Source organism: Rhizobium sp. LjRoot254 (assembly GCF_964254105.1).
Classification (GTDB): Bacteria; Pseudomonadota; Alphaproteobacteria; order Rhizobiales; family Rhizobiaceae; genus Rhizobium_E.
Genome location: NZ_CAXUSM020000001.1, coordinates 2,322,813 through 2,348,530 on the forward strand (window position 1 = coordinate 2,322,813; position 25,718 = coordinate 2,348,530).

Here is a 25,718-nt window from a genome sequence, read left to right on the forward strand (position 1 = left end):
GCCATGGATGCGATGACGGCGACGATGCGCATCCTTGAGCCCTATCCCGGCATCTATGCCTATTACGACGGGCGGATCGAGGGCAAGCGGCTACATTCCGAAGGCCCGAACTGGGTGGATGACGGGGCTTACAGCCTCGGCATCGCATCCTACGCCCTTGTCGGCGACGGAAAGGCGATCGTCTACGATACGCATATGACGATCGAGCATGCGCGTGCGATCCGCCGGCATCTCGAAGGATTGGGCGTTACGGCAATCCAGGTCGTGCTCAGCCATTGGCATACCGACCATATCGCCGGCAACGTGGTTTTCGCCGATTGCGAGATCATTGCTCTGAAATTGACAGCCGACACGATGGAAGCAAACCGTGCGAAGCTGGAAACGGGCACGCCACCAATCCTGCCCCTGGTGATGCCGACGCGGACCTTCGAGGAGTCGATGGCGCTGGAAATTGGCGGACGGCGGGTCGAGCTTCACCATTTCAACATCCACAGCGCCGATGGCTGCGTGATGTGGCTACCGGAGGAGCGCATCCTGCTTGCCGGTGACACGCTTGAGGATACGGTGACCTATATCTCAGAACCGGAGCATATCGAAACGCATATCGCCGAACTCGAACGGATGATGACCTGGCCGATCGAGCGCATCCTGCCCAATCACGGCGACCCCGACCGGATCAAAGCCGGCGGCTATCACAAGACGCTGATCGACGCGAACCGCGAGTATCTCGAACGGCTGATCGACCCTGAGGAATCGAGCCGGGCGCATACATTGTCGCTGGCGGAATTTCTCGAGCGCGATATCTCAACGGGCGCGGTCATCTATTTCGCGCCCTATGAGACCGTGCATCGCGAGAATGTCGCGGCGGTCGGCCGCGACAATCCCCACGATTAACTGGCGGCGCGGCGGTAGAAGGCGAGCGAGCCCGCAAGGGTCAGCAACGCGCCACCGCAGATGCGGTCAAGCCAGAGAGCGCCATTCTGCTTGAGCAGCCGCACGGCTTGCGAGCCGAGCACGGCGTAACCCAGCATGATCAGGAAGTCGATGGAGGCGAAGACAACGGCGAGCACGGCGTATTGCTCGACCTGCGGTGCCGAGGGCACGACGAATTGCGGCAGGAAAGCCGAGAAGAACAGGTAGCCCTTGGGATTGGTCACGGCAACCAGGAAGCTCTTGAGGAAAAGCGACAGGCGCGAACCGGTGCCGTTATCCGTGGCATTCAACGACTGGCCGAGCGACCCCTTCGAGCGCAGCAGCATGATGCCGAGAAAGGCGAGATAGCCAACGCCGACCCATTTGACCACCGAGAACCAGAATTCGGAAGCCGCCAGCAGCGCGCCGAGGCCGAGTGCGACAGCGCCGATCAGGACGAAATCGGAGAGTACGGCGCCGAGCATTCCGTAAACGGAGCGGCTAATGCCGTGGCGGGAGCCATTGGTCAGCGCAAGCAGCACGGTGGGGCCAGGGGTTGCGATGCCGATGAAGGCGACGGCTGCAAAAGCGAGAATGGTGAGCGAGTTCATTGAGGTCTCCCAGAGTGCGGCGGTAGTTATGCAGGGCGGGCGGGGAAAGGCAAGGTGTGGCGGCTTGACAAATTGCGTCATTTTTGACACAACCTACATATGATCGATCGCAGCAAGAAGCTACGGGCGAGGTTTTATGAAACAGCGTCCGGGCGAAAGCCTGTGCGAGAATGGCTGTTGGAGATTGATCAGGAAGACCGGCGCACGGTCGGTCATGATGTGCAGACCGTTGAATTCGGCTGGCCGATAGGAATGCCCGTATGTCGTCCCCTTGGCGACGGATTGTGGGAAGTTCGGAGTGACCTCACCAATGGCACCATCGGCAGGGTAATTTTCTGTATTATTGCTGGCGAAATGGTTCTGCTGCACGGCTTTGTAAAGAAGACTCAGAAAACGCCGCCATAGGACATCGAACTGGCCAAGAAGCGGCGCAAGGAACTTATGTGATGGAAGACGAACAGAAGGCTCGCGCAAGCGACGAGACATTCGACGACTTTCTCGCCGAGCAAGGCATGCTGGAGGAAGCGGAAGAAGTCGCGATCAAGCGTGTACTGGCATGGCAGATTGCTGAAGCGATGAAGGAAAAGGGCCTGACCAAGACCGCCATGGCTGCCCTGATGCATACGGACCGGCGCCAACTCGATCGTCTGCTCGACCCGGACAATGGATCAGTGACGCTGAGCACGCTGAGGCGTGCGGCAACCGCAGTAGGCCGCACGCTGAAAATCGAACTGGCCTGATATTTACATCGCCGCCACGGGATGCGGCGAGCCGTCATAGGCGCCCCAGATCGACTGATCGAAGCAGATGACGGAGCCGGTCATCAGGCCCGACTCTTGGGATGAGAGGTAGACGCAGGCACGAGCCACTTCGGCGGGGTCGACGAGGCGGCCGAAGGGCTGGCTGGCTGCTGCCTTTTCCAGCCAATCGGCCGGGGCGTTGTGAAATTCGCGCTGGATGCGGTCCTCGCCTTCCGATGCCATCCAGCCGATATTAAGGCCGTTGACGCGGATGCGGTTGCGGAGCAGCGCGTAGGCCGTGTTCTTGGTCAGCGTTTCGAGCGCGCCTTTTGAAGCGCAGTAGGCTGCGATGAAGGGCTGGCCGGCCTTCGCCGACATCGAGCCGATATTGACGATGGTCCCTTCGATCTTCTCGCGGCGCATGATCTTGATGGCTTCCTGCATCAGGAAGAACGGCGCACGGACATTGGCGGCGAACATGCGGTCGAAGAGTTCGGGGCTGGTATCGAGGATCGTGCCGCGGTCGGTGATGGCGGCGGCGTTGACCAGCGCATCGACGCGGCCGAATTCCTTGTCGGCGCGGACGATGACAGCCCTGACGTCATCGACATTCTCAAGGTCGGCCTGCTGGTAGACGACCTTGGCGCCGGTGGCTTCGGAAATCTCCTTCGCCTTGGCCTCGCCCTTGGCGGCGGTGCGGCCGCAAATGACGATGCCCTTGGCGCCGCGCTCGGCGAATGTGCGGGCAATCGTGGCGCCCAACCCTTGCGTTCCTCCGGTGACGACGGCGATCTTGCCTTCAAGACGGGCTGCATTCTCGGACATGTGCTTCTCCTCCATTTATGACGCGGAAACCCCTCTCCCCGCCAGGCGGAGAAAGGGGTCGATTCTCAAACTATTTGCTGGGCTCAGGTCAGCTTCTTTTCGGACTGCAGCGCAAGCTGTTTCGTGAATTCCTCCGACGACCAGCCGCCGTCGAGCGCTTTGCCGAAAAGCGCGGCCTGGGTCTTGGGGGCCAGGCCGCCCTTGGGCGGGTCGCGGTCGAGGTTGGTGGGGAAGGAATAGCCCTCGGCGGTCGCTGCGATGGCGTTGTCGGCGCTCGCGCGGTCGATGCGGCCGTCCGCCAGCATGGCCTTCAGCGCCGGGAACAACGTCGCGCTCATCTTCTCGCGGCCGACCGATTCCATGGCGCGGCCGAAGGCGGACGAGACCTGGAGCAGGTTCGCCATGCGGAAAATGTCCTTCGAGCGATTGGTGCCGGCGGCGTGAATCAGCGAGGGATTGAAGAAAACGAGATCGCCCTTTTCGAGCGGCAACTGGACGTGATGCGCGTCGAAATAATCCTGGAATTCCTGCCGGTTGGGAACGAGGTAGCCCAGCGGATAGAGCTGGCTGAAAGGCAGGAAGAGGGTCGGGCCGCTTTCGAGCGGCATGTCGCAATGGGCCACGGCACCCTGCAGCGTCAGCACCGGCGAGAGGTGGTGGACGTGGGCAGGAAAACGCTCCATCTCGGCGACGGACTGGAAGCCGAGGTGATAGTCGCGATGGGCCTTCTGGGCAGAACCGCCCGGATTGACGCGATTGACCTGGGCGGTCATCTGGTAGTGCGGGCCGAGCCAGGCTTCGGAAGCGAGGGCGATGATCGGGTTGGCGTAGTATTGCGCGAAATTCTCGGGATCAGCGAGGCAGTGCTTTTCCAGCGAGTTCCAGATGCGGTCATTGGCGCCGGGCTTGGCGAAATGGTCGCCGCCGCCGACTTTGCCCTGCTTTTCGTCGGTGATCACAGCGTCGAAGACGCCGGTCGCGTTGTCGATAACAGAGGTGTCGGTGTAGGCGCCCTTGAACACCGCGACGCCGGGTCCGCAGGCGAAGATGTCGCAGATTTCGGCGAGAACAGCCTTGCGGCCATCCGGCGTCTTAGTCGCTTCGCGGACGGAAGTCGCGTCGTAGATGACGACGTTCTTTTCGATCGCCTTGGCGTGCGGGTAGTCGGAGAGCTTGGCCGTGAGCGCGATGGTCTGGGCGAAATCGTCGATGTCGCAGGCGGATTCGGTGTACCAGACGCGGCTGGTGCGGGCGGTGACGGGATTGTCGGTCTTCATGATTTCCTCCCTCGGGTTCGATTTGCCCGGATTATAGGGGTGATTGCGGCCGGGCGAAGATGTGCTATCCATCAAAAATCCATCAAATCCGGACGGCACTGCAACATGGCCCACGCGTTTCTCGTCAAGGATATCGCCTTTCAAGCCGGCTTGAGCACGGCGACGGTGGACCGCGTGATCAACGGGCGCGGCGGCGTGCGGCGGCAGACGGTCGCGCGCATCGAAGCTGCGATCAACGAACTCAGGCAGCAGGAAAATGCCGCTGCAATGTCGGGCCGCACTTACGTGTTCGACATCGTGATGGAAGCGCCCGACCGATTCACCAATGCGGTGCGGCGGGCGTTCGAGACCGAGGCTGCCGCGTTCCTGCCGACAGTCGTGCGTTCGCGCTTCCATTTCACCGAGCAGATGCGCGATGCGGACCTGTCGCGGCTTATGGCGCGCATCCGGCGGCGCGGCAGCCATGGGGTTGTGCTGAAGGCACCGGATACCGAGGTCATCCGCGAGGAAGTCGCCGCCATGGTTCGGGCAGCAATCCCGGTCATCACGCTGGTGACGGATCTCCCCGATTCGGGCCGCATGGCCTATGCCGGATCGGACAACCGGGTGGCGGGCGAGACCGCCGCGTATCTTATCGGCTCACGGATCGGGTCGGCGGGCGGCACGGTGCTGCTGACGCTCTCATCGAGCCGCTTCCGGGGCGAGGAAGAGCGGGAAAGCGCCTTCCGCCGCATCGCGGGCGAGCGCTATCCCAATCTTGCGATCGTGGAAATCAGCGAGGGTTACGGCAAGGATTCGGCGACCGGCGCGCAGGTGCGCAAGGCGCTGGAGACCAGCCGGACGATCGATGCGGTCTATTCGATCGGCGGCGGCAACCGCGCGATCATCGAGGCATTCGAGACGGCGGGACGCCCCCTTCCCGTCCATGTCGCGCACGATCTCGATGAGGATAATCTGGCGCTGCTGAAGGCGGAGAAACTGTCCTATGTGCTGCACCACAACCTGAATGCCGATGCGGCATCGGTGTTCACGACGTTCCTCGAAGGGCGCAAGGCTCTGCCGAAAATGAAAAGACCAGCGCTGTCCGCGCTGGTCATCATCACACCGTTCAACATTCCGGCCTAGTTGTCCGGAAGCAAGCCGTTACTTCTTCACGACGAGCTCGAAGGTTTCGGCATCTTCGCCGGCCCAGCCGCCGCCGAGTGCCTGGCAGAGCGCGACATAATTGATGTTGAGGTTTTTGGAGACCTCGGCCAGCTGAAGCTGGGCGCCGTAGAGCGATTCCTGCGCATCGAGAACATCGCTGAACTCGGTGGTGCCGGCGTCGTTCAGCTCGCGGGCGAGCTGTTCGGCCTTGGTGAACTCGGCAACCGCAGTGGAGAGCCGCGAAGCGCGCATCTGCTCCTGCCGGAGTGCAACAACGGCGTCCTCAACCTCACGCGCTGCTTGTATGACGGTCTGCCGATAAGCGAGATATTGCAGACGCGCACCGGATTTCGACAGATCGACCGCCGCATGTAGAGCGCCGCGGTTGAAGATCGGCAGAGTAATCGAGGGGCCGAGATTCCAGTTCGCGACCTTTCCTGCATTCGCCGTCCGCGATGCAGTGATGTTGCCGTTGAGGACAAGCTGCGGCCAGAGATCGGATTCGGCGACGCCGATATCGGCCACCGCAGCGGCCAGCAGGCGTTCCTGCTGGCGGATATCGGGCCGGTTGCGGAGCAGATCCGCCGGGATGCCCTCGGAGAACCGGACGCGTGGGCGCTTGACCGAGTTGTACTTCGTGTAGAGCGAATCGAGTTCGGCCGGCGTCTTGCCCAGCAGCGTCGCGATCAGGTTGATGTATTGCAGGCGCAGTTGCTCGAGCGCCGGAATGTCCGACGATGTCAGCGCTGCATTGGCCTTGGCGCGCGTCGAATCGAGCGTCGACGCCGAACCAGCTTCCACCTTCGCAATGGTGATGTCGGCGGTCTCGTTCTGAACCTGGAGGGAGCGCTTCGCGATCTCGATCTGGCGGCCGAGGCCCTGGACATTGACATAGGCGTCGGCAACGGAGGCGATGATATCGAGACGCGCCGCGTTCAGCGCCTCGCGTTCGGCCTCGATGCGCTCTTCTTCGCGCTCCTTGGTGCTTTTCCAGCCCAACGGATTGATGTACCAGGAACCCGCCAGACCTTTCGTGGCACTCGATGTGTTAGTGGTAACCCATTTGTGTTTCGTGACTGGCTGTGCGTCCACACCACCGGGGATCGCGACTATTTCCGTTCCTACCACAACAGGCTGCTTGTTGCGCTGCCCTGAAAGCGCGGCGGACGCCACGGCATCGACCTGTGGCAGATAGGCGTTGTTGGCGATCTTCGCCGTGGACATGGCCGCCTTGACGCGCTCGCGTGCGGCTTCGATGGTGAGGTTGTCGGCAAGCGCTTCGTCGATCAGGGCATTAAGGTTCCTGTCGCCGAAATTCGCCCACCACTTGGTGTCGGGATGAATCGTTTCGCCGCGTAGGCCGGCGCGATATTTATAGTTCTCCGTCAACGTGACCTCGGGGCCAGCGACGAACTTTTCGGTCGAGCAGGCCGCCAGAACGGAACCGGCGGCGAGGAGGACAACAACGTTTCTCATATGTGGCATACTCGATGAATAAAATGTGGCCGGCGGCCGTAAAGCCGTCAGGGCTAGCTTTGCGCAGGCTGCACGCAATAAAGAGGAACCTGCCGTTTCATCGAACGTCATATCCCCTGCCCGCGCCTCACCATAGACATAATGCGGTGCGGGAACACAAGTCTCTTAACAAAAATTTACGAAGTGGGGCGAAAAGGTCACGCTAGGTCGAAATGCACGGCTTTCAAGTCCGAAACGTCGATATTTTCGAGCACGATGCGGTCGGAGCCCACCCTGATCACCACATCGTCGCCATCCGTGGACATGTGGTTGCGCCTCAGATCGCGAAAACTCTCGATGCCCTTGAGTCCCGCGAGACCGAGCACGTCGTGATCGTCGCCGGCGACGTCAAAATCGCTGATGACATCGTGGCCGGAACCGGTCCTGAAGACGAAGAGATCGGTACCCGCTCCGCCTTCAAGCGTATCGTTGCCGATGCCGCCCGCGAGCCGGTCGTCGTCCTCGTCACCGAACAGGCTGTCGTTACCGATGCCGCCATAGAGGCTGTCATCGCCCGTGCCGCCATGCAGTTCGTCGTCGCCATCGCCGGCGGCGGCACCCGGTGTGAGGCGGTAGATCTTGCCGCTCAGGCTGACCGCGAGCAGGTTGCCGTCGCTGTCGGTCCCGAATGAGGAGATGTTGGAGAGACTCGCACCCTTGATCTGGTCCGTGCGCTCGACGGCGTCTTCCGCCTCGCCATCGACCATGCGCAGCGTGTAGAACTTGCCGGTGACAAAGTCGGAGAAGACATAGACGCCCTCCAGGCCCGGCGCGGGACCGTGATAGACCACCCCGCCGGTCACTGAACCGCCGCCGCCGTTGTGCGAATAGACGAAGACCGGATCGGTGAAGGTTACGCCGCCCGGCGGCGTGCCCTGGTAAGGTTCATCGCCCTCGAAATAATTCCAGCCGAAGTTCAGGCCGCCCGGCGCGCCCGCGGCGACAAAGTTGATCTCTTCCCACTCATTCTGTCCGACATCGCCGATATAGAGATCGCCCGAGTCGAATGACATGCGCCAGGGATTGCGTACGCCGGACGCCCAGATTTCATCGAGGCCATCGGTTCCGACATAAGGGTTATCGTCGGGAATCCGATAGTTCTTGCCGGGAAGGTCCATGCCATCGACATCGATGCGCAGGATCTTGCCGAGCAGATTTTCGAGATTCTGGGCATTACCATGGGGATCACCCCCGCCCCCGCCATCGCCGATGCCGAGATAGAGCATACCGTCCGGTCCGAAGACGATCGAGCCACCATTGTGATTCGACTCGCCGGGATGGGGAATGGTGATGACGGTTTCCTTGAACACGATCTTGTCGGGATTGCCGTTCTTCGGTCCGTATTCCCGGACCTCGATATCTCCATTCGATTTGGTCAGATAGACGAACAGCCGACCGTTGTCCTCGTAGTCCGGATGGAAGGCCATGCCGAGCACGCCGCGCTCGCCGCCGGCGGAGAACCGGTTATCAGGGATATCGAGGAATTCCTTCTTCTTTCCGGTCTCCTCGTTGATTCGGTAGATGACCCCGTCGTCCTTGGCGAGCGCATAGATAAAGCCGGGATCCGCATCCGTCACGGCGGTCTGCACCGCGCCCGAGCCGATGTCGGCGATTTTCTTTGCCTGAATGAAACCGGAATTCTGCGAAAGATCAGCCTGGCTGTGGCCGTAGATCAGGTCGTCGCCCGCGCCGCCGAACACCGTGTCGGCGCCATCGCCGGCCGAGATCACATCGGCGCCGCCGTGTGCATTGATGATGTCGCTGCCGCCAAGGCCGGTGATAATGTCGCCATCGTCAGTCAGGCCGTCGAGCGTTTCGGATTTGTTGGTGCCCATCACATTGGCCATGGTCGATCCTCCCGTGCCAGCCGATGCTGGCGATTTCTCTCGTCCCACGCCAAGTTGTCATGGCTCTTTATGGCAAAGCCATGGTGGTGCCGGCAGCAGGCAGCAAAAACAAAGGCGCCGCCGGCAAGATCACCGGCGGCGCCTGGAAACTCTGGAAAACGTGCCTTGCTCAGGCGTGTTGCTGAGGCTGATGCACGACCAGCCTGCGGATGGCGGCATTGACCGCCTCTGCCGAGGGAAACACCTGCTCGTCGAGATCCATGACATGGAACTTGACCGCGATGAATTTCAGCTTGCCGTTTTCGGGAACGGCGATTCCCACCGGTTCACCGGCATATTCTATAACCTGTTTGCTCATGACGACTTTCCTGCCGCCAGCTTCAAGGGCCGGCGCCAATCAGATTGATTTTCAGATGACTTGTTGTGCGATCACACGCGCACGGAAAGACACATCATATTTCGCGGACCGCTGAACATTGGGCGGGCCGTCGTTCTTTGGGAAACAAGGCGATATCGAGAACGCATGTAACTCCCTCCGTCGATCGTTTTTCTTTCAAAATGACTCCCTGCCGACGCTTGCGGCCAAGAGCAGCTTGCATATGGTATGCAAAGCAGGCATTTCAATGGCGAGCCTGCCGGCCAGCGAAAAAATCTTTTTCAAGCATCTGATTCTTAAAGCTTTTGTGACAAATGCCCAGGCTCTGGGCGTAATATCAGGCAAATAGTAGAAGTGCCTAATTGTTGCGCAATTTCATCACTTCACGAAAATGTGTTGCGGTGCATAACTTTGCCTTAATTTCTTCCACTTTTGGCCATCACGGATATTGTCACGCGATTAAAATTGGTGTTCCAGTGTGAATGTTCATGCCCGCCCAGTGCGACCAAAAATCGCGCCGGAACGGCCCTCCACACGCATAATCCAGCACATCCGGTCTCACTTTGGGCCGGTTTGTGACAGAACTATTGCTGCGACGCACACGCGCGGCAAGCCGCATGCAGAGATTGGGAATGAAGGCCTTGAGTCATACGCAGGCAATTGAGTCATGGATTTGCGCGGCATCGCAAAAAAATCCGGCCACTCGGGAACCGCGCGCAACGATGATGCGTTAGGGAGCGCGTTCATGCCAGGTACAGACTAGCCCGGCTAATGGTCTTTTCAGATTGAAACTTTCTGCACCGCATAACGGAATCCAGAACATGAGCATGACTTCGCAACCGTGGACCGCCGAAAAAGCCGACACCGACGATCGCAGTATCGCGGGGAAAAAGGTTCTCCTTTACGGCATGAATTTCGCGCCCGAGATCACCGGCGTCGGCAAATATACCGGCGAGATCGCCGACTACCTGACCGGCCAGAAGGCCAATGTCACCGTTGTCACCACGCCGCCGCACTATCCGGGCTGGAGCGTGCGCGACGGCTACAAGAACAATTATTCCACCGAGCGGAAAGGTGGCGTGAAGATCTTTCGCGTTCCGCTGTTCCTCAAGGAAAACATGGGCGGCATCTGGCGGCTGATCGCGCCGGTGAGCTTTGCCGCGACGTCCGCGCCCGTCGTGCTTTATAATATCCTGCGCCACCGGCCGCAGATCGTCATCTGCGTCGAGCCGACGCTGTTTGCCGCACCGCTTGCCATCCTCGCGGCAAAGGCCGTGGGCGCGCGTACCGTGTTGCATGTCCAGGACCTTGAAGTCGATGCCGCTTTTGCCGTCGGCCACATCAAGTCGCTGAATTTCCTCAAGCAGGCGGCCTACGCGTTCGAGAAATATACGCTCAAAGGCTTCGACCGCATCATCACCATTTCCGAACGCATGGCTGAGAAGCTGGCACAGAAGACCGGCAAGCCCTCGCAGGTGGCCATCGTCCGCAACTGGGTCGATCTCGAGCACATTTATCCGCTCGGCCGCTCCTCGGCGTACCGCCGCGAACTCGGTTATGCCGACGACGATTTCATCGTGCTCTATTCAGGCAATATCGGCGCCAAGCAAGGTCTCGATACGCTGCTCGAGGCAGCCGTCCGGATCGAAAGCCAGAAGAAGATCAAGTTCGTTATCGCCGGCGAAGGCCCCGCCAAGCGTGCTTTGGTCGAGAAGTACGGCACGATGACGAATGTCAGCTTCCTGCCGTTCCAGCCCTATGAGAAGTTCAACGAATTCATGAACCTCGCAAACCTGCATGCCCTGCCGCAGGATCGCGGCGCGGCCGACCTCGTGCTGCCCTCCAAGCTTGGCGGCATGCTGGCCTCCGGCGCGCCCGTTGTGGTGACGGCCGACGAAGGCACGGAGCTTGCCAACTTCCTCGGCGACAGCGCGATCATCACGCCGCCGGGCGATGCCGACGCGCTGTCCAAGGCGATTGTCAACGCCTCCAAGGGCGACCGCGAGGAGTGGAAGGACCGGCGCGCCGACCTGTCGCGCAAGCTCTCCAAGCAGGACGGCTGCATCTCCTTCATCAACGCCGTCACCGGATGACGGCAGACACTCCACAACAAGCATCCCAGCAAGGCGCCTTTCGGCGCCTTGTCAATTTGGGCATGCTGATCGGCGGCTTCGGCATCGGCCAGGGCTCGATCTTCCTCGCGCAGACATGGCTCGTCGCGACTGGCAAGACCGAGCTGCTCGCGCTGTTCGGCACGCATTTCTCCTTTGCCATGCTGGGAATCATCGCGGTCGAATCGGGATCGCTGACGGTACTGTCGGCACAGATCGCGCGGATTTTGCATGCCGAAGGCGACAGGGCATCCGTGTGGCGCAGTTATTGGGAGACGACGGTGTTCCGGCTGACGATCGCCGTGGCGCTGTTGCTGGTGGGACTCGGTGTCGGTGCGTCCGAGTCGCTGCCTGACTTTTCGCGGACCTATCTCCTGTTCTCGCTGCCGGCGCTGGTGATCTGGGCTTTCAATGCGGCGGGTTTTCTCGACGGGCTGCAGAAGAGCGGCGTCAGCGGCATCACGGGTTCGATCGCCTATCTGGCTTCGGCAGCAGCGCTGTTTCTCGCGGCAAACCTTCCGGATCGCGAGGTCGGCATGTGGACGGGGCTGGCGCTGAGCTGCGGCTACGCGCTGACCGTGGTCGCGCAGTTTGTGGCGCTGGCGCTCGCCGGCTGGCGGCCGCATTGGGCGGCGCCGACCAAGTCTGGCACGCGGAAGGCTTTCGTCGAGGAGAGCGCGATGCTGGCCGGGCTGCTGCCGGGCCAGCTCTATTTCCGGGCGCAACTGGCGATCGCCGGGCTCTTTCTCGGCACATCGGCGACCGCGATGCTGGTCTATGCCAAGCAGATCGTCGGCGCGGCGAGCCAGATCGCGGGCTTTGCGCGGCGTATCGAATTTCCGAGGCTGGTGCAGGCCGTGGCGGCGAACCCGGCGACAGGCATCGGACGGATGCTGCGCATCCAGCGGACCAGCTTCGGCATTGCCGGCGTTTTCACAATCGGAATCATCGTCGTAGCCTTGATCGTGGTGTCCCGCTTCACGGGCTTTACCCATGACGCCTGGGCGTTCCTCGCCGTGTTCTGCCTGACGATCCTGACGGAGTCGGTGGGACAGGCACTGGTGCAGGGATTGTTTGCACATAACCGCTACCATGTGGCTGCCATGGCGCGAATCCTGGCTGTCGCGCTCGCGGTGATTTTCGGCTATCTCTCGGTCTCGATCTTCGGGGCTTATGTCTTCGTGCTCTCGGATTTCCTGTCTCATGCGACGGTGATCAGCCTGTCGCTCTGGTGGCTCATGAAAGTAACCCGCGCCGATGCCGACCGCCACGCTTGAACCCTCCGCGCCGTCTCTGTTCGACAGGCTCGCCCGGATCGACCAGTTCGGGCTGTTCCTGGCGGGCTTCATCCTGCTCTACGGCTTGGTGTCGCTGGTACTGGAGCATGGTGCGGGCATGGTAGGCTTTGCCAAGACACCATATCTGAATGCGGGGACCTATGCCTATGCGCTTGGCTTTGCCGCGCTGACGCTCATTCTCAACCGGACGACATCGAGGGCGGCGATTCCGCATCCGCTGGCGATCCTCCTGCTTCTCGCGCTGCTGGTGTCAGCGATATCAGGCGTCGCCAATGGCAATGCGCGGCAATATATTGTCGGCTGGTCGCTCTATTTCATCACTGGTGTGCTGATGTTCCAGACCTTCCGCCACCGGACGGGCGATGCGGGGTCGGCGGCGCGGGCGATTTCAACGCTCTATGCCCTGCCCTTCCTGGCTCTGGTGCTGGCCTTCGCCGTCGCCTCGATCCCCTACAAGGACAATCACTACCAGTATGTCCTGTTCGAGGTGATCGCGCTCTATGCGATTCTGATCCGGAAGAGCATGATCGAGAAGGCGATCGGCGCGCTGGTCTATCTCTTCATCCATCTCGGTTCGAATGACGGCTTCGTACAGGTGGAAATCAACCGCGCCTCGATCCTCGCGATCGGCGTGGTCGGGCTGATCTGGCTGCTCTACCGCAAATATCTCATCACGATCTTCTTCCTGGTCTTCGCGGTGATTGGTGCGCTGACTTATGCGCTGTCGCTCGACGACCAGACCGTCGATACGCTGCCGCGCAACATCAAGGAGGCGATCCTGCTGATGAAGGGAGACGACATCTACAATCACGTCTCGTCCTACCAGCGGGTGTTCGAGGGCGAAAAGGTAATGGAGGATTACCAGAGCGCCAATGATGCGGAATGGCTGTTCGGCAAGGGGCTCGGCCGGACGGTGGATATGTCGGGCGCCTCCGATCCGACACCGGGCCAGCATGCACTGCTCGGCGCGCTAGAAGTCCACAACATCCACTTCCTGCATTTCGCCGTATTCCACAAGTTCGGGCTGGTTGGGCTGGGACTGTTGGCCGTGATCGTCGGCGGGCTGCTCTGGATGTTCTTCGTCGATCTCGCGACGCGGCGGCTCGACGATGTCAGTATGTTTTTCTACTTCTACCTTTTTTACGGCCTGATGTTCGCCATGCCGGCGTCGAACTTCCTGATCGCCAATCCGCTCTGGCCCGCCTTTCTCGGCATGCTGTGCTGGCTGAGAAGCGGCGGCCGGTTAGCCGAGAGCCCAAGCCGCGCTTTGACTTGAGGCGGTTTGTCTGGCATGCGGATCAAACCTTATTTCGCGCATAATTCCGGGCTCTAAGCCCTGTGAAACCGAGACTTCCAGAGGGAAAGCCTGATGAAATTCATGATCGTCAACGCGTTTGGCCGCTCCAACCGGGGTGACTCGGTGCTGCTTGACGAATGCATTGCCGAAATCCGCGCCAAGTTCCCGGATGCCCAGATCGCGGGCGCCGTGTTCGAGGGGATCGATGCCGCACGCGCCGTGCATCCCACTGTCGCCTGGTCCGAACGGATCGGCAATGCCGGTGGCGGCGCGGTCGGCAGGCTCAAATCCCTCATCTATCTCTTCGCTTCATGGTTCAGCGCATGGCTGCCCTTCCTCGGCGCGCTGCTGCCCGAGAAACAGCGCCAGACGCTCGATGCGATCCGCGCGAGCGACGTGGTGATCTCCGCGCCGGGCGGCTATATCCATGACACCAACTTCGCCTATTTCATTGCGCTGCTCCACATCCATCTCGGCACGATCATGGGCAAAACAGTGATCCTGGCGCCGCAGAGCGTGGGACCGATTGAGCGGCCGGTATCGCGGGCGGTGGCGCGTTATGTGCTGGGCAAGGTACCCTTCCTGTGCGCCCGCGAGAGCTATAGCTGGGATTTCCTCGCACATGGCCTGAAGCTGCCGGAGAAAAACGTCTATCGCACCGGCGACAGCGCTTTCTGGAACAGCCATGTCGAGGACAACCCCGCTCTGATCGACGGTGTGTATGAAAGCCTCGGCGTGGCGAGGGATGCGCCGATCTTCGGGATGACTGTCGTTAAATGGTCGTTCCCGAAGTCGAAGGAACCGGCGGTCATGCTGGGCCGCTACACCGATGCCGTGGCGCGCGCGGCCGACCATATGGCCGAAATATACGGATTGACGCCTGTCATTTTCAACCAGGTCTCGGAAGATCTGCCAGCCTCGCTGGAGGTGCAGCGCAAGGCCAAATGCAAGGTGATCGTCGATCAGACCAGCCGCGAGCCCGACGTGCTGCGCGCCATGATCGCCCGCTCCAAAGTGTTCCTGGGAACGCGCTTCCATTCCTGCATATTCTCGATGATGGCGGGCCGCCCAACCTTCGCAATCGCCTACTTGCCGAAGACCGAATACATCATGAACGATCTCAAGCTGTCGCACCGGCACACGCCGATCGACGCGATCAATTATGACTATCTTATCAAGACGATATCTCTGGATTATGAGAATTTGAGTCAAGCCGAAGCTGAGATCCGGAATGCCGTGAAGGTCTACCAGACCGAGTTCACACGGCTGCAGGATATCCTCGGCCTGATCGGAGCCAAGCGATGATCCGGCGGGTGGCGCTGGCGCTGCCGACGATCTCGCCGCTCGGCGGCGGCGTGGCTGAAGCGGCGCGGCTGCATGTGAAGGCGCTGTCATCGGCAGGCTTCGAGCAGATATCGGTCCACACGCTGGATGACCGGATGGAAAAGGTCGATCCGAAGCAGTGGGAGGCGGCCAAGCTCTACCAGAATCGCTTCACGGGGCCGATCAGCTACAGTTTCGCGCCCGCCATGTTGGCTTCGTTGATGCGGGCCAAGCCTGATCTCGTGCACGTCCATGGCGTCTGGCAGTTTCATGTCGCAGCGGTGCATCTCTGGTCCATGCTGACGGGAAAACCTTATATCGTCTCGCCGCATGGCATGCTGGAGCCCTGGATTCGGGCTCGATCCTCAATGCTCAAGGGCGCGGTTTCGAGCCTCTACCAGAACCGGTTCCTGAGAAAGGCCGGCGGCTATCATCTGCTGACGGAGAAGGAGCGCGGCGATGTCGCCGAATTCCTGACCGGCCAACCGGCAAGGATCATCCACAATTTTGCCGAGCCGTTTTCGAGCGATGGCCAGAGGCCAAGCTGGTGGAAGCCGGAATTCGACGGCCGCGACATCTATCTCTTCCTCGGGCGCATCCACGAGAAGAAGGGCATCATGGAGCTGATGAACGCCTGGGCTCGGCTATCAAGCGAAAACGAGCAGTTTCGCAACGGCTCGGCGCTAGTGTTTTGCGGCTGGAACGATGGCATCGAAGGGTTCGAGGCCAAGGCGTCCGCACTCGGTCATCAATTCGGCAATGTGCTGTTTGCCGGGCCGCAATATGGGCCGGACAAAAACCGCTCGATGGGAACAGCAAAGTTCTTCCTGCTGCCCTCGAAGAGCGAGGGCCTGCCGATGGCTATCCTCGAGGCCTGGGCCGCCGGCAAGCCGGCCATCATGTCGCCCGAATGCAATCTCGATATCGGCTTCGAACGCGGCGCGGCGTTCCGCACGGGCTACACAGCCGATACGATCTATCCGTCGCTGGTCGCGGCGCATAAGTTGAACGCGGAGGATTGGTCGCGTGCCTCGGAAAATGCCAAGGCGCTGGTGGCCGCCGAATTTTCCGAACAGAGCGTGCGCGACGGATTGCTTTCGCTCTACAACGAAGCCGTAGAATGGAAGGTGAGAGGATGAGCGTACTCGACGCCGAGAAATCCAATGTCCGCGAGGGCGGCCCGAGCTTTTCGCTGAAGCATCGGATGTTCCGCGCGCTCTGGAACCTTACCTGGGCGCTGGCCGGCAACTGGACGCCGGTGCCGCTCCATGCGTGGCGGCGGATGCTGCTGAATGCGTTTGGCGCGAAGCTGGCGCCCAAGGCTCGAATCTACCCGAAGACGACGATCTGGTATCCGCCGAACCTCGAGATGGAGGACCATGCCGTGGTCGGTCCGGGCGTGATTCTCTACAACATGGGGCCGATGAAGATCGGCGCCTATGCGATCATCTCGCAACGTGCCCATCTCTGCGGCGGCACGCACGATGTCGATGATGCAAATTTCCAGCTCAAGCCGATGCCGATCACGATCGGATCGAAGGCATGGGTCGCGGCCGAGGCCTTTGTCGGCCCGGGCGTCACGGTTGGTGAAGGCGCGGTGCTTGGCGCACGCGGCGTTGCCGCCAAGGACTTGGAGCCGTGGTGCATCTATGCCGGCAACCCCGCGAAGAAGCTGCGCGAGCGCAAGCGGTTCTAATAGGCGACGGCGCGACGCGGGGCCTTGAAGCGATCACGCCAGAGAGGCCAGCAAGGCTACGAGTTGCCCCTGGCGATGCGTGTCGGTCTTTTGAAAAATGGATTTGAGCCTGCTGCGGGCGGTTTCCCTGGTGATGCCAAGTGCTGTGGCAGCGTTTTCGAGGGAGTCGCCGAGGGCCAAAAGTGCCGCGAGACGTGCCTCCGCCGGCGTAAGCCCGAAAGCCCGGCTGAAAGCCTGCCAGTCGGACTTGGCTGGCCCCACGATCTCATTGAGAAGCAGGAGCGCTCGCGCGGAAAGAAACGGGGATTTCGCCGCACCATCGACGGGCAGGATCTTGATCACGAGTGGAGTGGCGTTCTCCCGTCGTACGATGATCGGGGGTGCACGCAAGATTTTGCCCTCGCGAAGCCCCCGCAGCCGCTCGATGACTTTGCTGTATTCCGCCGCCGCGTGACGATCGCGGAACATCAGACGCCCGCCGACCACCTGGATGGCAGCGCCCAAGAGTCGCGTTGCTGCAGCGTTGGCATGGATGAACCTGCCGGTCTCATCGATCGCCACCACGGCTTTGCCCATTTGATCGAATGAATTGGCGACAGTGGACAAGGTGACGCGGCCCGCAAGCTCCGCAAGACTGCCAACTTCGTTCAGCCGCAAGGAAAATTGTTGGAGAATGGCTCTTTCACTCTGTTCGTATGGTCCTTGGCGTAGAGATCGATGCATCGTCAGGGACCAGATATCGGAACCACTGCGAATCCCGATGCCCGCCCACCACTTGCCGTCAAAGCGCGGCAAGAATTCTTCGAAAAACGGTGCACGGTCGTCGGCGTTGGCCAGGTCCCGGTCGAGGGCAATTTCGCCTCGCATAAGCAGAGCCCTGGAACGCAGATGGCTAACTCTGTCCTGTTCGGTCCAACTCTCGCGTACATAGGTCTCCAGGCAGTCCCTGAGGTTGGCAGTCGCCACAGCTCCTTCCGATCCGGTCTGAGGAATCAACCCCACTCCGATGGCGCCCACGGCCTGTGTGATTTCCTCCAAAACCTCTGCCCAACGCGCCGGATCGGCAACGACATCAGACAAATGCATGGACGCATATTGCAAGCGCTTGATGTCAATCGCCACCATCCCACCCCGGCATGTGTGCCAAGCACGAAGGTGCACGGCAACCAGCACTCCACCTCTCATAGAACCATATACACCACCGTTCGCGCGACGGGTATCCGGTTTGCAGCCGGCTGTCCTTCATCAACCCCCAAAAGGGGGTCTCATCGAAGGTTCCGCTGGTTGATGCTTCCCGGATCGATGGGCACGCCGAGACAGATGCCGCGCGCCAGACAGGGTGGATGATGACCATGCATTCTTTCGTGAAACTGACAGGTACGATTGCTGTCACGCTGATTTTGGGATTGCAAGCACGCGCCTCCGGCATCGATCAGACACCTACCTTTGACGTCGATGTCGCCATTGTCTTCGCGGTCGATTCCTCATCCTCGATCGATAGGGGCACTGCCGACCTCCAGCGGAACGGGCACGTTGCCGCACTGACTTCGCCCGAGTTCATCAAGGCCCTTTCCAGCAATCATCTCGGCTGCGTCGGCATAACCTACTTTGAATGGGCAAGCCCGCAACAGATAAAAACTGTGCTGCCCTGGACGAGGATCTGCGGACGTCAGGACGCGGAAGCGGCGGCCCGGGTGATCAGTAGGAAAGGCGCCACCGGCTTCAGCCGCGGAGTGAGAGGCGGGACATCCATTTCCGCGGCCATAGGCGTTGCAAGTCTGCTTCTCGACCGGTTTCCCGGAAATGCCGATCGAAAGGTCATCGATATCTCCGGCAATGGAGAGAACAATGACGGTCTGCCCGTTTTGCAGGCCAGGAAGAAGGCGGTCGACAAGGGTTACACGATCAACGCGATTGCCATCCCATCGAAAGACGAAGCTGCGCTGGGCCGTCCACTGGCATCCTATTTCGCGGAAGACGTCATAGGCGGTTTCCAAGCCTTCGTGATGGTTCCACGGTCGACAAGCGACTACACAAAGGCGCTGCGTCGGAAGCTGGTAACGGAGATAGCCCTGAACATTGGGCCGAACCTGGCTGACTCCGAGGAACGCCGCGGGTGGCCGATCGCTACAACAGTCGCGGCCGCTCGATATGACGCATCCAGATGGTAGCATTGGGCTGCAGCAGAACGCGGCATCGCCTGCATATCCAGAACTCAGCCCTTTGCGATACGTTTATTGAACGACGCCCGCGAGCCGGCGGCGGCATAAAGCGGGAGCTTCTTGAGGTCGGCGCGGGTCAGGATAAGGCCGGCGAGCTTCGCCCGCACTTCCGGCTCGCCGTCGAGCAGATCGGCGATGAGCTGCGGCGTCGCCCTGCCCCATTGGGCGGCAAGCACGAAATTGTCGATCACGGGTTCCGCAGCACGGGCATCGGAGGCGGTCGAGAGCGGAGCAAGATCGATGATGATGTGCTGGTACTGGCCGCGAAGCTCCGACATGAAGGTCTTGGCGCGATCGGAATTGAAGAGACTGGCCGGCTCGACGGTGCGATCCTTGAGCACCATGGGCAGCAGCGAGATGTTGCTCCTGGAATCATAAAGCAGGGTCTCGTCGGTGCTCTTGTTCTGGAGCACAGAATCGACGAGGCCCTGCTCCGCCTCGGCGGCGAGCCAGTCGCTGAGGCGCGGATCGCGGGCATTGCCATCGATCAGCAGCACGCTGCGGCCCTGATTGGCGAGATGGGTGGCGAGGTTGGCGGCAATGATGGTCGCGCCGTCGCCGGCAAGTGCCGAGGTGACGCCGGTCACCGTGCCCTGCCCGTCATTCTGGCGGCCGATCAGCGCCACGGCGGCCGAGCGGATCGTCTCGCCGAAGACCGAATAGGATTCGAGCACCGAGCGGCGGGCAGGCTCCGGCAGCGGCGCGCCTTTGCCCATGGTCATGCTGCCGAGATTTCGCGCGCCGCCACGTGGCAGGTAGCCCAGGAAGCGGATGCCGAGGGCGCGTGCCAGGACATCCCCGTCGCGTACGCCGCGGTCGGTCAGTTCGCGGAAGCCCGCGATGGCGCAGCCGATGACGGCACCCAGGATGGCGCCTACCGCCACAAGGAAGGATACGCGTGGTGCAATCGGCGCGCCGGGTAGCCGCGCGTCGCTCATGACCACGACATCCATGCCGGGCAAGGCGCGTGCGATCATCAGGTCCTGGAGCTTCGCCTGGAGAGCGTCCTTTGCCGGGCCGGCCGCGCGGTCGATCTCGCTCTGCAACGCCGCGCGCATGCGCGAATTGGCCATGTCGTTGTCCTGGGCGATCTTCTGCTTGAACGCCTCGGCAAAGGCCTGCGCGACTTTCCGGGCGACTGCCGGATTGGGATGTGTGTAGGAGATCGCGGCGACATAGGTGCGGCCGACGCGTGATGCCTTCACATTGGCCTGCAAGGCGGAAACGACCTGATCGAGGTCAAGTTTCCCGGCGGCTTCGTCCGTCGGTGGGATTTTCATTCCCAGGCGGGCTCCGATCCGTGCGACCAACTGCCTGAGGCCGGAGGACGCCGGCTTGGCGAAGTCGGCATCCTCGACCAAATCCAACCGGTTGGCGACGATGGTCGCGACCGAAGTTGACCTTGCCAGCTCGAGCTGCGACAGAAACTGGCCTTCCTCTTCCGGCGTCGTGGTCTCGATGCCCTGGCGAACCGGATCGGCAGCCGGGCCGGAGCGCACCATGATGGTCGCGGCCGAGGAATAGACCGGCACCTGGCTCTGGGCATAGATGAAGCCGAGAACCGCGCCAATGATAGTGAGAAGCGCCACGATCTTCCACCGACGACGAGCGACGGCGAAAAGCTGTTCGAGAACGTGGATGTCGGGATTGGCAGTGGCCGGAAGGTTCAAGGAAACACCCTGTGCTCGAAGAATTTGATGTGGCTATTGGGGTATAGAGGCAGGCCGCGGCGCAATCAAGTTCGGGCCTGCGTCGGACTTGCAGGATCACGGAATGTCGTTTACGTCTTGCCCTGCCCGCAATCATGCGGGCGATGATCTCAGGGCGGGGTGCGATTCCCCACCGGCGGTAAGTGGGGCACCCCACAAGCCCGCGAGCGCTTTCCGGCCCCCGCCGGAGAGGTCAGCAGATTCGGTGTGATTCCGAAGCCGACGGTGAGAGCATGTTGCAACATGCTCGAGTCCGGATGGAAGAGATCGGTTTGCCTTCAGCACCCGTGCGCACATGGGTGGTCGTCGGCGTCCGCTTGCCCTGATTCATGCGTTGGGAAAGAAAGGACACGACCATGAATCTTGAACTATCCAATATCGAACAATCCAGAATCACGCCCTCGCGCCGCATTGCGTTCATCTCCGCGCGCTGGCACCGGGATATCGTCGACAATTGCCGCGATGCCTTCGCGGCGGAGATTGCTGCCCTCACGGGCGGGCGGTATGAGATCGACTATTTCGAGGTGCCGGGCGCCTTCGAGATCCCGCTTCGCGCCAAGCGGCTCGCGCGTGGTGCCCGCTATGACGCCGTGATCGGCGCGGCACTCGTTGTGGATGGCGGCATCTACCGGCACGAATTCGTGGCGCAGGCCGTCATCAATGGCCTGATGCAGGTCGGGCTGGAAACCGATGTGCCGGTGCTCTCGGCGGTGCTGACGCCGCATCATTTCCACGGCAGTACCGAACACCAGACCTTCTTTGCCGAGCATTTCCGCGTCAAGGGCCGTGAGGTGGCTGCCGCTTGCCTGGCGATCGTCGAGGAAGCCGGCGCGCTCAAGGCTGCGGCGTAAAACGAAAAAACCCGGATGCTTGCGCATCCGGGTTTTTCTGCCATTGCTGGCGGAAGCGATCAATTGCCGTTGACGGCGTCCTTCAGGCCCTTGCCTGCGGAGAACTTCGGAACGTTGCGGGCCGGGATGTTGACCTTTTCACCGGTCGACACGTTGCGACCGACAGAGGCTTCGCGGCGGCTCACGGAGAAATTGCCGAAACCGACGAGACGGACGTCGCCGCCTTTCTTGAGTTCTTCCTGAACGGCGTCGAACACTGCGTCCACTGCGGAGGCCGCGTCCGTCTTGCTCAGACTGGACTTCTCTGCGACTGCTGCCACGAGTTCACTCTTGTTCATGTTTCCACCCCTTTCCTAGCTGGTTTGAAACGACTCACGTTGTTCTTGGGGCAGTTAAAGACTTCGACTGCCCGACCGCAACCCTGATACAGAAGTTTCCCGAGAAATCCAGCCTGTTTAGACGATTTTTCATAAAGAAATGGCCGGTCTGGAGACCGGCCATCCGCAATTTTGGGTCAGTTGGCACCCGGAGATACACTCGCCGGCCAGAACCTGACAATCTTTCCGCTCAGTGAGCGATCGAAAGTCCCGCATCATCGACGGCGCCGGGCTTTACCGGTGCGGGGTCGAACGACTCGTTCCACTCGATGGCCACGGGCTGGCGCGCAAGCGCATGCTCGAGAACCTCGCCCACGCGGGAGACCGGAATAATCTCCATATTGTTCTTCACATTGTCAGGAATATCCGCCAGATCCTTGGCGTTATCCTGCGGGATCAGAACCTTCTTGATGCCGCCGCGCAGTGCCGCGAGCAGTTTTTCCTTCAGGCCACCGATCGGCGACACCCGGCCACGGAGGGTGATTTCACCTGTCATCGCGACGTCGTGCCGGACCGGAATGCCGGTCATCACCGAGACGATGGCCGTGACCATGCCGATACCCGCCGACGGGCCGTCCTTCGGGGTTGCGCCATCCGGTACGTGTACGTGGATGTCGCGCTTTTCGAAAAGCGGCGGCTCGATGCCGAAATCGAGCGCCCGAGAGCGGACATAAGATGCCGCCGCCGAGATCGATTCCTTCATCACGTCCTTGAGGTTGCCGGTGACCGTCATGCGGCCCTTGCCCGGCATCATCAGCGCTTCGACGGTGAGCAATTCGCCGCCAACTTCAGTCCAGGCCAAGCCACTGACCACGCCGACCATATCCTCGCGTTCAGCTTCGTCATGACGGAAGCGCGGCACGCCGAGATACTGGTGCAGGTTCTCCGTGGTCACATCGACCTTCAGCACCTTGTTGCGCAGGATTTCGGTGACCGCCTTACGGGCAAGCTTGTTGAGCTCGCGTTCGTAGTTGCGGACGCCGGCTTCCCTGGTATAGGCGCGGATGACTTCCATCAGCGCTTCATCTGATATCGAGAACTCCTTCGGCTGCAGCGCGTGGTCGCGCATCGCCTTGGAGAGCAGGTGCCGCTTGGCGATTTCCAGCTTCTCGTCTTCGGTGTAGCCGGCAATACGGATGATCTCCATGCGGTCCATCAGCGGAGGCGGGATGTTCAGCGTATTGGCCGTCGTCACGAACATCACGTTCGACAGATCGTATTCCACTTCCAGGTAGTGATCCATGAAGGTGGAGTTCTGTTCCGGATCGAGCACCTCGAGCAGCGCCGACGACGGATCGCCGCGGAAATCCTGGCCCATCTTGTCGATCTCATCGAGCAGGAAGAGCGGATTGGCCTTCTTTGCCTTCTTCATCGACTGCACGATCTTGCCGGGCATCGAACCGATATAGGTCCGGCGGTGACCGCGGATTTCGGCCTCGTCGCGCACGCCGCCGAGCGCCATGCGGACATATTCGCGGCCGGTCGCCTTGGCGATCGACTTGGCGAGCGAGGTCTTGCCGACGCCGGGAGGTCCGACGAGGCACAGGATGGGGCCCTTGATCTTGGTCGAGCGCGCCTGGACGGCGAGATATTCGACGATGCGTTCCTTGACCTTGTCGAGCCCGAAATGATCCTCGTCGAGGATCTTCTCGGCATTGATCAGATCGGTCTTGACGCGGCTGAACTTGCCCCAAGGCAGGCTCAACAGCCAATCGAGATAGTTGCGCACAACGGTCGATTCGGCCGACATCGGGCTCATCTGCTTGAGCTTGCGGAATTCGGCATCGGCCTTTTCGCGCGCTTCCTTCGAGAGCTTGGTCTTGCCGATACGGGCTTCCAGCTCGGCCATTTCGTCGCGGCCGTCCTCGTCGCCCAGTTCCTTCTGGATCGCCTTCATCTGCTCATTGAGGTAGTATTCGCGCTGGGTCTTCTCCATCTGGCGCTTGACGCGCGAGCGGATGCGCTTCTCGACCTGCAGGACGGAGATCTCGCCTTCCATGAAGCCGAGCGCCTTTTCGAGCCGACCCTTGACGGAGACGGTTTCGAGCATTTCCTGCTTGTCGGTCAGCTTGATCGACAGATGCGAAGCGACAGTGTCGGCAAGCTTCGAATAATCGTCGATCTGGCCGGCGGCGCTGACGACCTCGGGAGAGATCTTCTTGTTGAGCTTGACGTAATTTTCGAATTCGGAAACCACCGAGCGCGACATTGCCTCGATCTCGACCGCGTCCTCTTCTGGCTCGGCAAGGATCGACGCGGTGGCTTCGTAGAAGTCCTCGCGGGCGGTGTAATGTTCGATCCGGGCACGCGCCCGGCCCTCGACCAGCACCTTGACGGTGCCATCGGGCAGCTTCAGCAGTTGCAGCACATTGGCCGCGGTACCGACTTCGAAGATCGCCGACGGCGGCGGATCATCGTCGGTTGCGTTTTTCTGGGTGACAAGAAGGATTTGCCGGTCGGTTCCAATCACCTCTTCGAGTGCGCGGATGGATTTCTCGCGGCCCACGAAGAGCGGAACGATCATGTGGGGGAATACCACGATGTCGCGCAGCGGCAGAACGGGGTAATTCTCCTGACTTCCTTCAGTCGGGAATGTCTTTTTGGTCATTTCTTTCCCTTTCAAGTCCAAGCCTTAGACAAGGCCAGGGCGGCAATCCCTCACTAGGCGATGCCGACCTGTAATAGCCGTTTCCGGCCACGCTAACAGGTGGCTATGCCGGGCGGACAATTCAAGCCTGAATCAGGCCACTCGAAACACCTGATGTCAAATGCCTGTCACAATCCCGAGATCAAATTAGCCAAGGCGGATGTTGCGAACCTTGCGCACAAGCCTGGGCCGGCAGAATCGTCGGGAAAGCAACGCTTTCACACTCTTTTTTGCGCCTGTTGGGCGGGACACGCAACGAAAAACATGCCGATAACGCGGGAATATTGCATCGCATACAATGAAAAAGGGCCGGATTTACCGAGCCTTGGACGTCTGGACTGTGTGGGGCGCTTTAGGCTGCGGACAGCATCCTTGCCTCGTCCTCACCGAACATGCGCTCTAGGTTGAGGAAGCAGATCATGCTGTCCTGGTAGGTAATGATGCCATCGGCGTAAGACACAGCCGCGCTGATGTCGGGCACCGGCTGAAGCAGCTCCTGGCCGATCGTCAGGATGTCCGAGACCCCATCGACCAGCAGTCCGATCGCCATGCCGTGAACCTCGGCCACGACGATGGCGCTGCGCTCATTGGGTTCGGCCTTGATCATGCCGAGCTTGCGGGCGAGATCGATGATCGGGATGACGGTTCCCCGGAGGTTCATTACGCCGAGAACATCCGGCGGCGTATGGGGTAGCGGCGTCGCCGGGGCCCAACCGCGGATTTCGCGGATCGCGGTGGTGCGCACGCAAAAATCCTGATTGTGAAGGCGGAAGGCAATGATTTCGAGAATCTGGCTTGCCGCGCCGGCATTGCTGGATTGAGATGAGAACATCAGAATTCCGACCATTCCTGTTTGAGTGCCGCACTGCCCGAGAGTGCCGGACTCCATGCGCTGATTTTATCAGCTATTGCATGGAACGATGGGGCCTATTGCTTAA

23 protein-coding genes and 1 riboswitch are annotated in these 25,718 nt (G+C 60.8%); of the genes, 12 read left to right on the plus strand and 11 right to left on the minus strand.

From position 1 onward, the window contains the following. The first annotated feature begins 3 nt into the window (after nucleotides 1-3). Entirely contained in the window at nucleotides 4-894 is an 891-nt protein-coding gene (locus tag ACSQ26_RS11450) for an MBL fold metallo-hydrolase (protein ID WP_436008817.1), read from the plus strand. Here the strand turns inward: ACSQ26_RS11450 and ACSQ26_RS11455 are convergent. After that, entirely contained in the window at nucleotides 891-1,523 is a 633-nt protein-coding gene (locus tag ACSQ26_RS11455; RefSeq protein WP_436008819.1) for a LysE family translocator, read from the minus strand. The genes ACSQ26_RS11450 and ACSQ26_RS11455 overlap by 4 nt on opposite strands. Before the next feature lie 99 nt (nucleotides 1,524-1,622). On the opposite strand from ACSQ26_RS11455, the gene ACSQ26_RS11460 reads away from it, so the two are divergent. Together ACSQ26_RS11460 and ACSQ26_RS11465 are read left to right on the plus strand one after the other, a co-directional pair. Beyond that, entirely contained in the window at nucleotides 1,623-1,928 is a 306-nt protein-coding gene (locus ACSQ26_RS11460; RefSeq protein WP_436008821.1) for a type II toxin-antitoxin system RelE/ParE family toxin, read from the plus strand. A gap of 41 nt (nucleotides 1,929-1,969) precedes the next feature. Beyond that, complete coding sequence (locus ACSQ26_RS11465) at nucleotides 1,970-2,263, plus strand: XRE family transcriptional regulator (RefSeq protein WP_436008823.1); 294 nt, start codon at nucleotides 1,970-1,972, stop codon at nucleotides 2,261-2,263. A gap of 3 nt (nucleotides 2,264-2,266) precedes the next feature. Here ACSQ26_RS11465 and ACSQ26_RS11470 read toward each other — a convergent pair whose 3' ends face one another. Then, nucleotides 2,267-3,088, minus strand: coding sequence for an SDR family oxidoreductase (locus ACSQ26_RS11470; RefSeq protein WP_436008825.1), 822 nt, complete (start codon nucleotides 3,086-3,088; stop codon nucleotides 2,267-2,269). Between the two features lie 83 nt (nucleotides 3,089-3,171). Beyond that, nucleotides 3,172-4,365, minus strand: a complete 1,194-nt coding sequence (locus ACSQ26_RS11475) for a phytanoyl-CoA dioxygenase family protein (RefSeq protein ID WP_436015218.1) — start codon at nucleotides 4,363-4,365, stop codon at nucleotides 3,172-3,174. A 105-nt stretch (nucleotides 4,366-4,470) separates the two neighbouring features. Here ACSQ26_RS11475 and ACSQ26_RS11480 point away from each other — a divergent pair, with 105 nt between their 5' ends. After that, nucleotides 4,471-5,490, plus strand: coding sequence for a LacI family DNA-binding transcriptional regulator (locus ACSQ26_RS11480; RefSeq protein WP_436008827.1), 1,020 nt, complete (start codon nucleotides 4,471-4,473; stop codon nucleotides 5,488-5,490). Between the two features lie 18 nt (nucleotides 5,491-5,508). On the opposite strand, the gene ACSQ26_RS11485 is transcribed toward ACSQ26_RS11480, so the two are convergent. The 3 genes from ACSQ26_RS11485 to ACSQ26_RS11495 form a co-directional block, all read right to left on the minus strand. Then, entirely contained in the window at nucleotides 5,509-6,987 is a 1,479-nt protein-coding gene (locus ACSQ26_RS11485; RefSeq protein WP_436008829.1) for an efflux transporter outer membrane subunit, read from the minus strand. 197 nt (nucleotides 6,988-7,184) lie between these two features. Continuing rightward, nucleotides 7,185-8,873, minus strand: a complete 1,689-nt coding sequence (locus ACSQ26_RS11490) for a PQQ-dependent sugar dehydrogenase (RefSeq protein WP_436008831.1) — start codon at nucleotides 8,871-8,873, stop codon at nucleotides 7,185-7,187. 169 nt (nucleotides 8,874-9,042) lie between these two features. After that, entirely contained in the window at nucleotides 9,043-9,231 is a 189-nt protein-coding gene (locus ACSQ26_RS11495) for a hypothetical protein (protein WP_436008833.1), read from the minus strand. An 845-nt stretch (nucleotides 9,232-10,076) separates the two neighbouring features. On the opposite strand from ACSQ26_RS11495, the gene ACSQ26_RS11500 reads away from it, so the two are divergent. The 6 genes from ACSQ26_RS11500 (at nucleotide 10,077) to ACSQ26_RS11525 (ending at nucleotide 16,974) form a co-directional block, all read left to right on the plus strand. Then, on the plus strand, nucleotides 10,077-11,342 hold the full coding sequence (locus tag ACSQ26_RS11500) for a WcaI family glycosyltransferase (RefSeq protein ID WP_436008835.1): 1,266 nt from the start codon (nucleotides 10,077-10,079) through the stop codon (nucleotides 11,340-11,342). A gap of 62 nt (nucleotides 11,343-11,404) precedes the next feature. Further along, nucleotides 11,405-12,637 carry an oligosaccharide flippase family protein gene (locus tag ACSQ26_RS11505; RefSeq protein ID WP_436008837.1) on the plus strand — a complete coding sequence of 411 codons (1,233 nt, stop codon included), beginning with the start codon at nucleotides 11,405-11,407 and terminating at the stop codon, nucleotides 12,635-12,637. Further along, a complete protein-coding gene (locus tag ACSQ26_RS11510) occupies nucleotides 12,618-13,934 on the plus strand; it encodes a hypothetical protein (protein WP_436008839.1) in 1,317 nt (438 codons plus the stop codon). Before ACSQ26_RS11505 ends, ACSQ26_RS11510 begins: the two co-directional genes overlap by 20 nt. A gap of 93 nt (nucleotides 13,935-14,027) precedes the next feature. Beyond that, on the plus strand, nucleotides 14,028-15,260 hold the full coding sequence (locus ACSQ26_RS11515; protein WP_436008841.1) for a polysaccharide pyruvyl transferase family protein: 1,233 nt from the start codon (nucleotides 14,028-14,030) through the stop codon (nucleotides 15,258-15,260). Then, entirely contained in the window at nucleotides 15,257-16,417 is a 1,161-nt protein-coding gene (locus ACSQ26_RS11520; protein ID WP_436008843.1) for a glycosyltransferase, read from the plus strand. Before ACSQ26_RS11515 ends, ACSQ26_RS11520 begins: the two co-directional genes overlap by 4 nt. Beyond that, the gene (locus ACSQ26_RS11525; RefSeq protein WP_436008845.1) at nucleotides 16,414-16,974 is read left to right on the plus strand and encodes a putative colanic acid biosynthesis acetyltransferase; all 561 of its coding nucleotides are present in this window, start codon (nucleotides 16,414-16,416) and stop codon (nucleotides 16,972-16,974) included. The genes ACSQ26_RS11520 and ACSQ26_RS11525 overlap by 4 nt, the downstream gene beginning before the upstream one ends. Before the next feature lie 33 nt (nucleotides 16,975-17,007). Here ACSQ26_RS11525 and ACSQ26_RS11530 read toward each other — a convergent pair whose 3' ends face one another. After that, entirely contained in the window at nucleotides 17,008-18,099 is a 1,092-nt protein-coding gene (locus ACSQ26_RS11530) for a helix-turn-helix transcriptional regulator (RefSeq protein WP_436008847.1), read from the minus strand. 227 nt (nucleotides 18,100-18,326) lie between these two features. Between ACSQ26_RS11530 and ACSQ26_RS11535 the strand changes: the two genes are divergently transcribed. Then, entirely contained in the window at nucleotides 18,327-19,145 is an 819-nt protein-coding gene (locus tag ACSQ26_RS11535; protein ID WP_436008849.1) for a DUF1194 domain-containing protein, read from the plus strand. A 44-nt stretch (nucleotides 19,146-19,189) separates the two neighbouring features. Here the strand turns inward: ACSQ26_RS11535 and ACSQ26_RS11540 are convergent, their stop codons facing one another. Next, nucleotides 19,190-20,866: a Wzz/FepE/Etk N-terminal domain-containing protein gene (locus tag ACSQ26_RS11540; RefSeq protein ID WP_436008851.1), complete on the minus strand. Its 1,677-nt coding sequence runs from the start codon at nucleotides 20,864-20,866 to the stop codon at nucleotides 19,190-19,192. A 141-nt stretch (nucleotides 20,867-21,007) separates the two neighbouring features. Then, nucleotides 21,008-21,178, plus strand: a riboswitch (FMN riboswitch). Nucleotides 21,179-21,261: 83 nt separating this feature from the next. Here ACSQ26_RS11540 and ACSQ26_RS11545 point away from each other — a divergent pair. Further along, entirely contained in the window at nucleotides 21,262-21,756 is a 495-nt protein-coding gene (locus ACSQ26_RS11545; RefSeq protein ID WP_436008853.1) for a 6,7-dimethyl-8-ribityllumazine synthase, read from the plus strand. 59 nt (nucleotides 21,757-21,815) lie between these two features. Here ACSQ26_RS11545 and hupB read toward each other — a convergent pair whose 3' ends face one another. The 3 genes from hupB to ACSQ26_RS11560 form a co-directional block, all read right to left on the minus strand. Beyond that, nucleotides 21,816-22,094, minus strand: a complete 279-nt coding sequence (gene hupB, locus ACSQ26_RS11550) for a DNA-binding protein HupB (RefSeq protein ID WP_258161870.1) — start codon at nucleotides 22,092-22,094, stop codon at nucleotides 21,816-21,818. Between the two features lie 229 nt (nucleotides 22,095-22,323). Next, nucleotides 22,324-24,741: an endopeptidase La gene (gene lon, locus ACSQ26_RS11555; protein WP_436008855.1), complete on the minus strand. Its 2,418-nt coding sequence runs from the start codon at nucleotides 24,739-24,741 to the stop codon at nucleotides 22,324-22,326. A 391-nt stretch (nucleotides 24,742-25,132) separates the two neighbouring features. After that, the gene (locus ACSQ26_RS11560) at nucleotides 25,133-25,612 is read right to left on the minus strand and encodes a chemotaxis protein CheW (RefSeq protein ID WP_436008857.1); all 480 of its coding nucleotides are present in this window, start codon (nucleotides 25,610-25,612) and stop codon (nucleotides 25,133-25,135) included. Nucleotides 25,613-25,718: the final 106 nt, after the last annotated feature.

What these genes read in the sequence shown, in the direction of transcription:
- ACSQ26_RS11455 (WP_436008819.1), bottom strand. Translation starts at nt 1,523, where the DNA reads ATGAACTCGCTCACCATTCTCGCTTTTGCAGCCGTCGCCTTCATCGGC.
- ACSQ26_RS11515 (WP_436008841.1), top strand. Translation starts at nt 14,028, where the DNA reads ATGAAATTCATGATCGTCAACGCGTTTGGCCGCTCCAACCGGGGTGAC.
- ACSQ26_RS11505 (WP_436008837.1), top strand. Translation starts at nt 11,405, where the DNA reads ATGCTGATCGGCGGCTTCGGCATCGGCCAGGGCTCGATCTTCCTCGCG.
- ACSQ26_RS11480 (WP_436008827.1), top strand. Translation starts at nt 4,471, where the DNA reads ATGGCCCACGCGTTTCTCGTCAAGGATATCGCCTTTCAAGCCGGCTTG.
- ACSQ26_RS11545 (WP_436008853.1), top strand. Translation starts at nt 21,262, where the DNA reads ATGAATCTTGAACTATCCAATATCGAACAATCCAGAATCACGCCCTCG.
- lon (WP_436008855.1), bottom strand. Translation starts at nt 24,741, where the DNA reads ATGACCAAAAAGACATTCCCGACTGAAGGAAGTCAGGAGAATTACCCC.
- ACSQ26_RS11495 (WP_436008833.1), bottom strand. Translation starts at nt 9,231, where the DNA reads ATGAGCAAACAGGTTATAGAATATGCCGGTGAACCGGTGGGAATCGCC.
- ACSQ26_RS11500 (WP_436008835.1), top strand. Translation starts at nt 10,077, where the DNA reads ATGACTTCGCAACCGTGGACCGCCGAAAAAGCCGACACCGACGATCGC.
- ACSQ26_RS11475 (WP_436015218.1), bottom strand. Translation starts at nt 4,365, where the DNA reads ATGAAGACCGACAATCCCGTCACCGCCCGCACCAGCCGCGTCTGGTAC.
- ACSQ26_RS11530 (WP_436008847.1), bottom strand. Translation starts at nt 18,099, where the DNA reads ATGGTGGCGATTGACATCAAGCGCTTGCAATATGCGTCCATGCATTTG.
- ACSQ26_RS11460 (WP_436008821.1), top strand. Translation starts at nt 1,623, where the DNA reads ATGATCGATCGCAGCAAGAAGCTACGGGCGAGGTTTTATGAAACAGCG.
- ACSQ26_RS11490 (WP_436008831.1), bottom strand. Translation starts at nt 8,873, where the DNA reads ATGGCCAATGTGATGGGCACCAACAAATCCGAAACGCTCGACGGCCTG.
- ACSQ26_RS11485 (WP_436008829.1), bottom strand. Translation starts at nt 6,987, where the DNA reads ATGAGAAACGTTGTTGTCCTCCTCGCCGCCGGTTCCGTTCTGGCGGCC.
- ACSQ26_RS11560 (WP_436008857.1), bottom strand. Translation starts at nt 25,612, where the DNA reads ATGTTCTCATCTCAATCCAGCAATGCCGGCGCGGCAAGCCAGATTCTC.
- ACSQ26_RS11510 (WP_436008839.1), top strand. Translation starts at nt 12,618, where the DNA reads ATGCCGACCGCCACGCTTGAACCCTCCGCGCCGTCTCTGTTCGACAGG.
- ACSQ26_RS11450 (WP_436008817.1), top strand. Translation starts at nt 4, where the DNA reads ATGGATGCGATGACGGCGACGATGCGCATCCTTGAGCCCTATCCCGGC.
- ACSQ26_RS11520 (WP_436008843.1), top strand. Translation starts at nt 15,257, where the DNA reads ATGATCCGGCGGGTGGCGCTGGCGCTGCCGACGATCTCGCCGCTCGGC.
- ACSQ26_RS11465 (WP_436008823.1), top strand. Translation starts at nt 1,970, where the DNA reads ATGGAAGACGAACAGAAGGCTCGCGCAAGCGACGAGACATTCGACGAC.
- ACSQ26_RS11470 (WP_436008825.1), bottom strand. Translation starts at nt 3,088, where the DNA reads ATGTCCGAGAATGCAGCCCGTCTTGAAGGCAAGATCGCCGTCGTCACC.
- ACSQ26_RS11525 (WP_436008845.1), top strand. Translation starts at nt 16,414, where the DNA reads ATGAGCGTACTCGACGCCGAGAAATCCAATGTCCGCGAGGGCGGCCCG.
- hupB (WP_258161870.1), bottom strand. Translation starts at nt 22,094, where the DNA reads ATGAACAAGAGTGAACTCGTGGCAGCAGTCGCAGAGAAGTCCAGTCTG.
- ACSQ26_RS11535 (WP_436008849.1), top strand. Translation starts at nt 18,327, where the DNA reads ATGCATTCTTTCGTGAAACTGACAGGTACGATTGCTGTCACGCTGATT.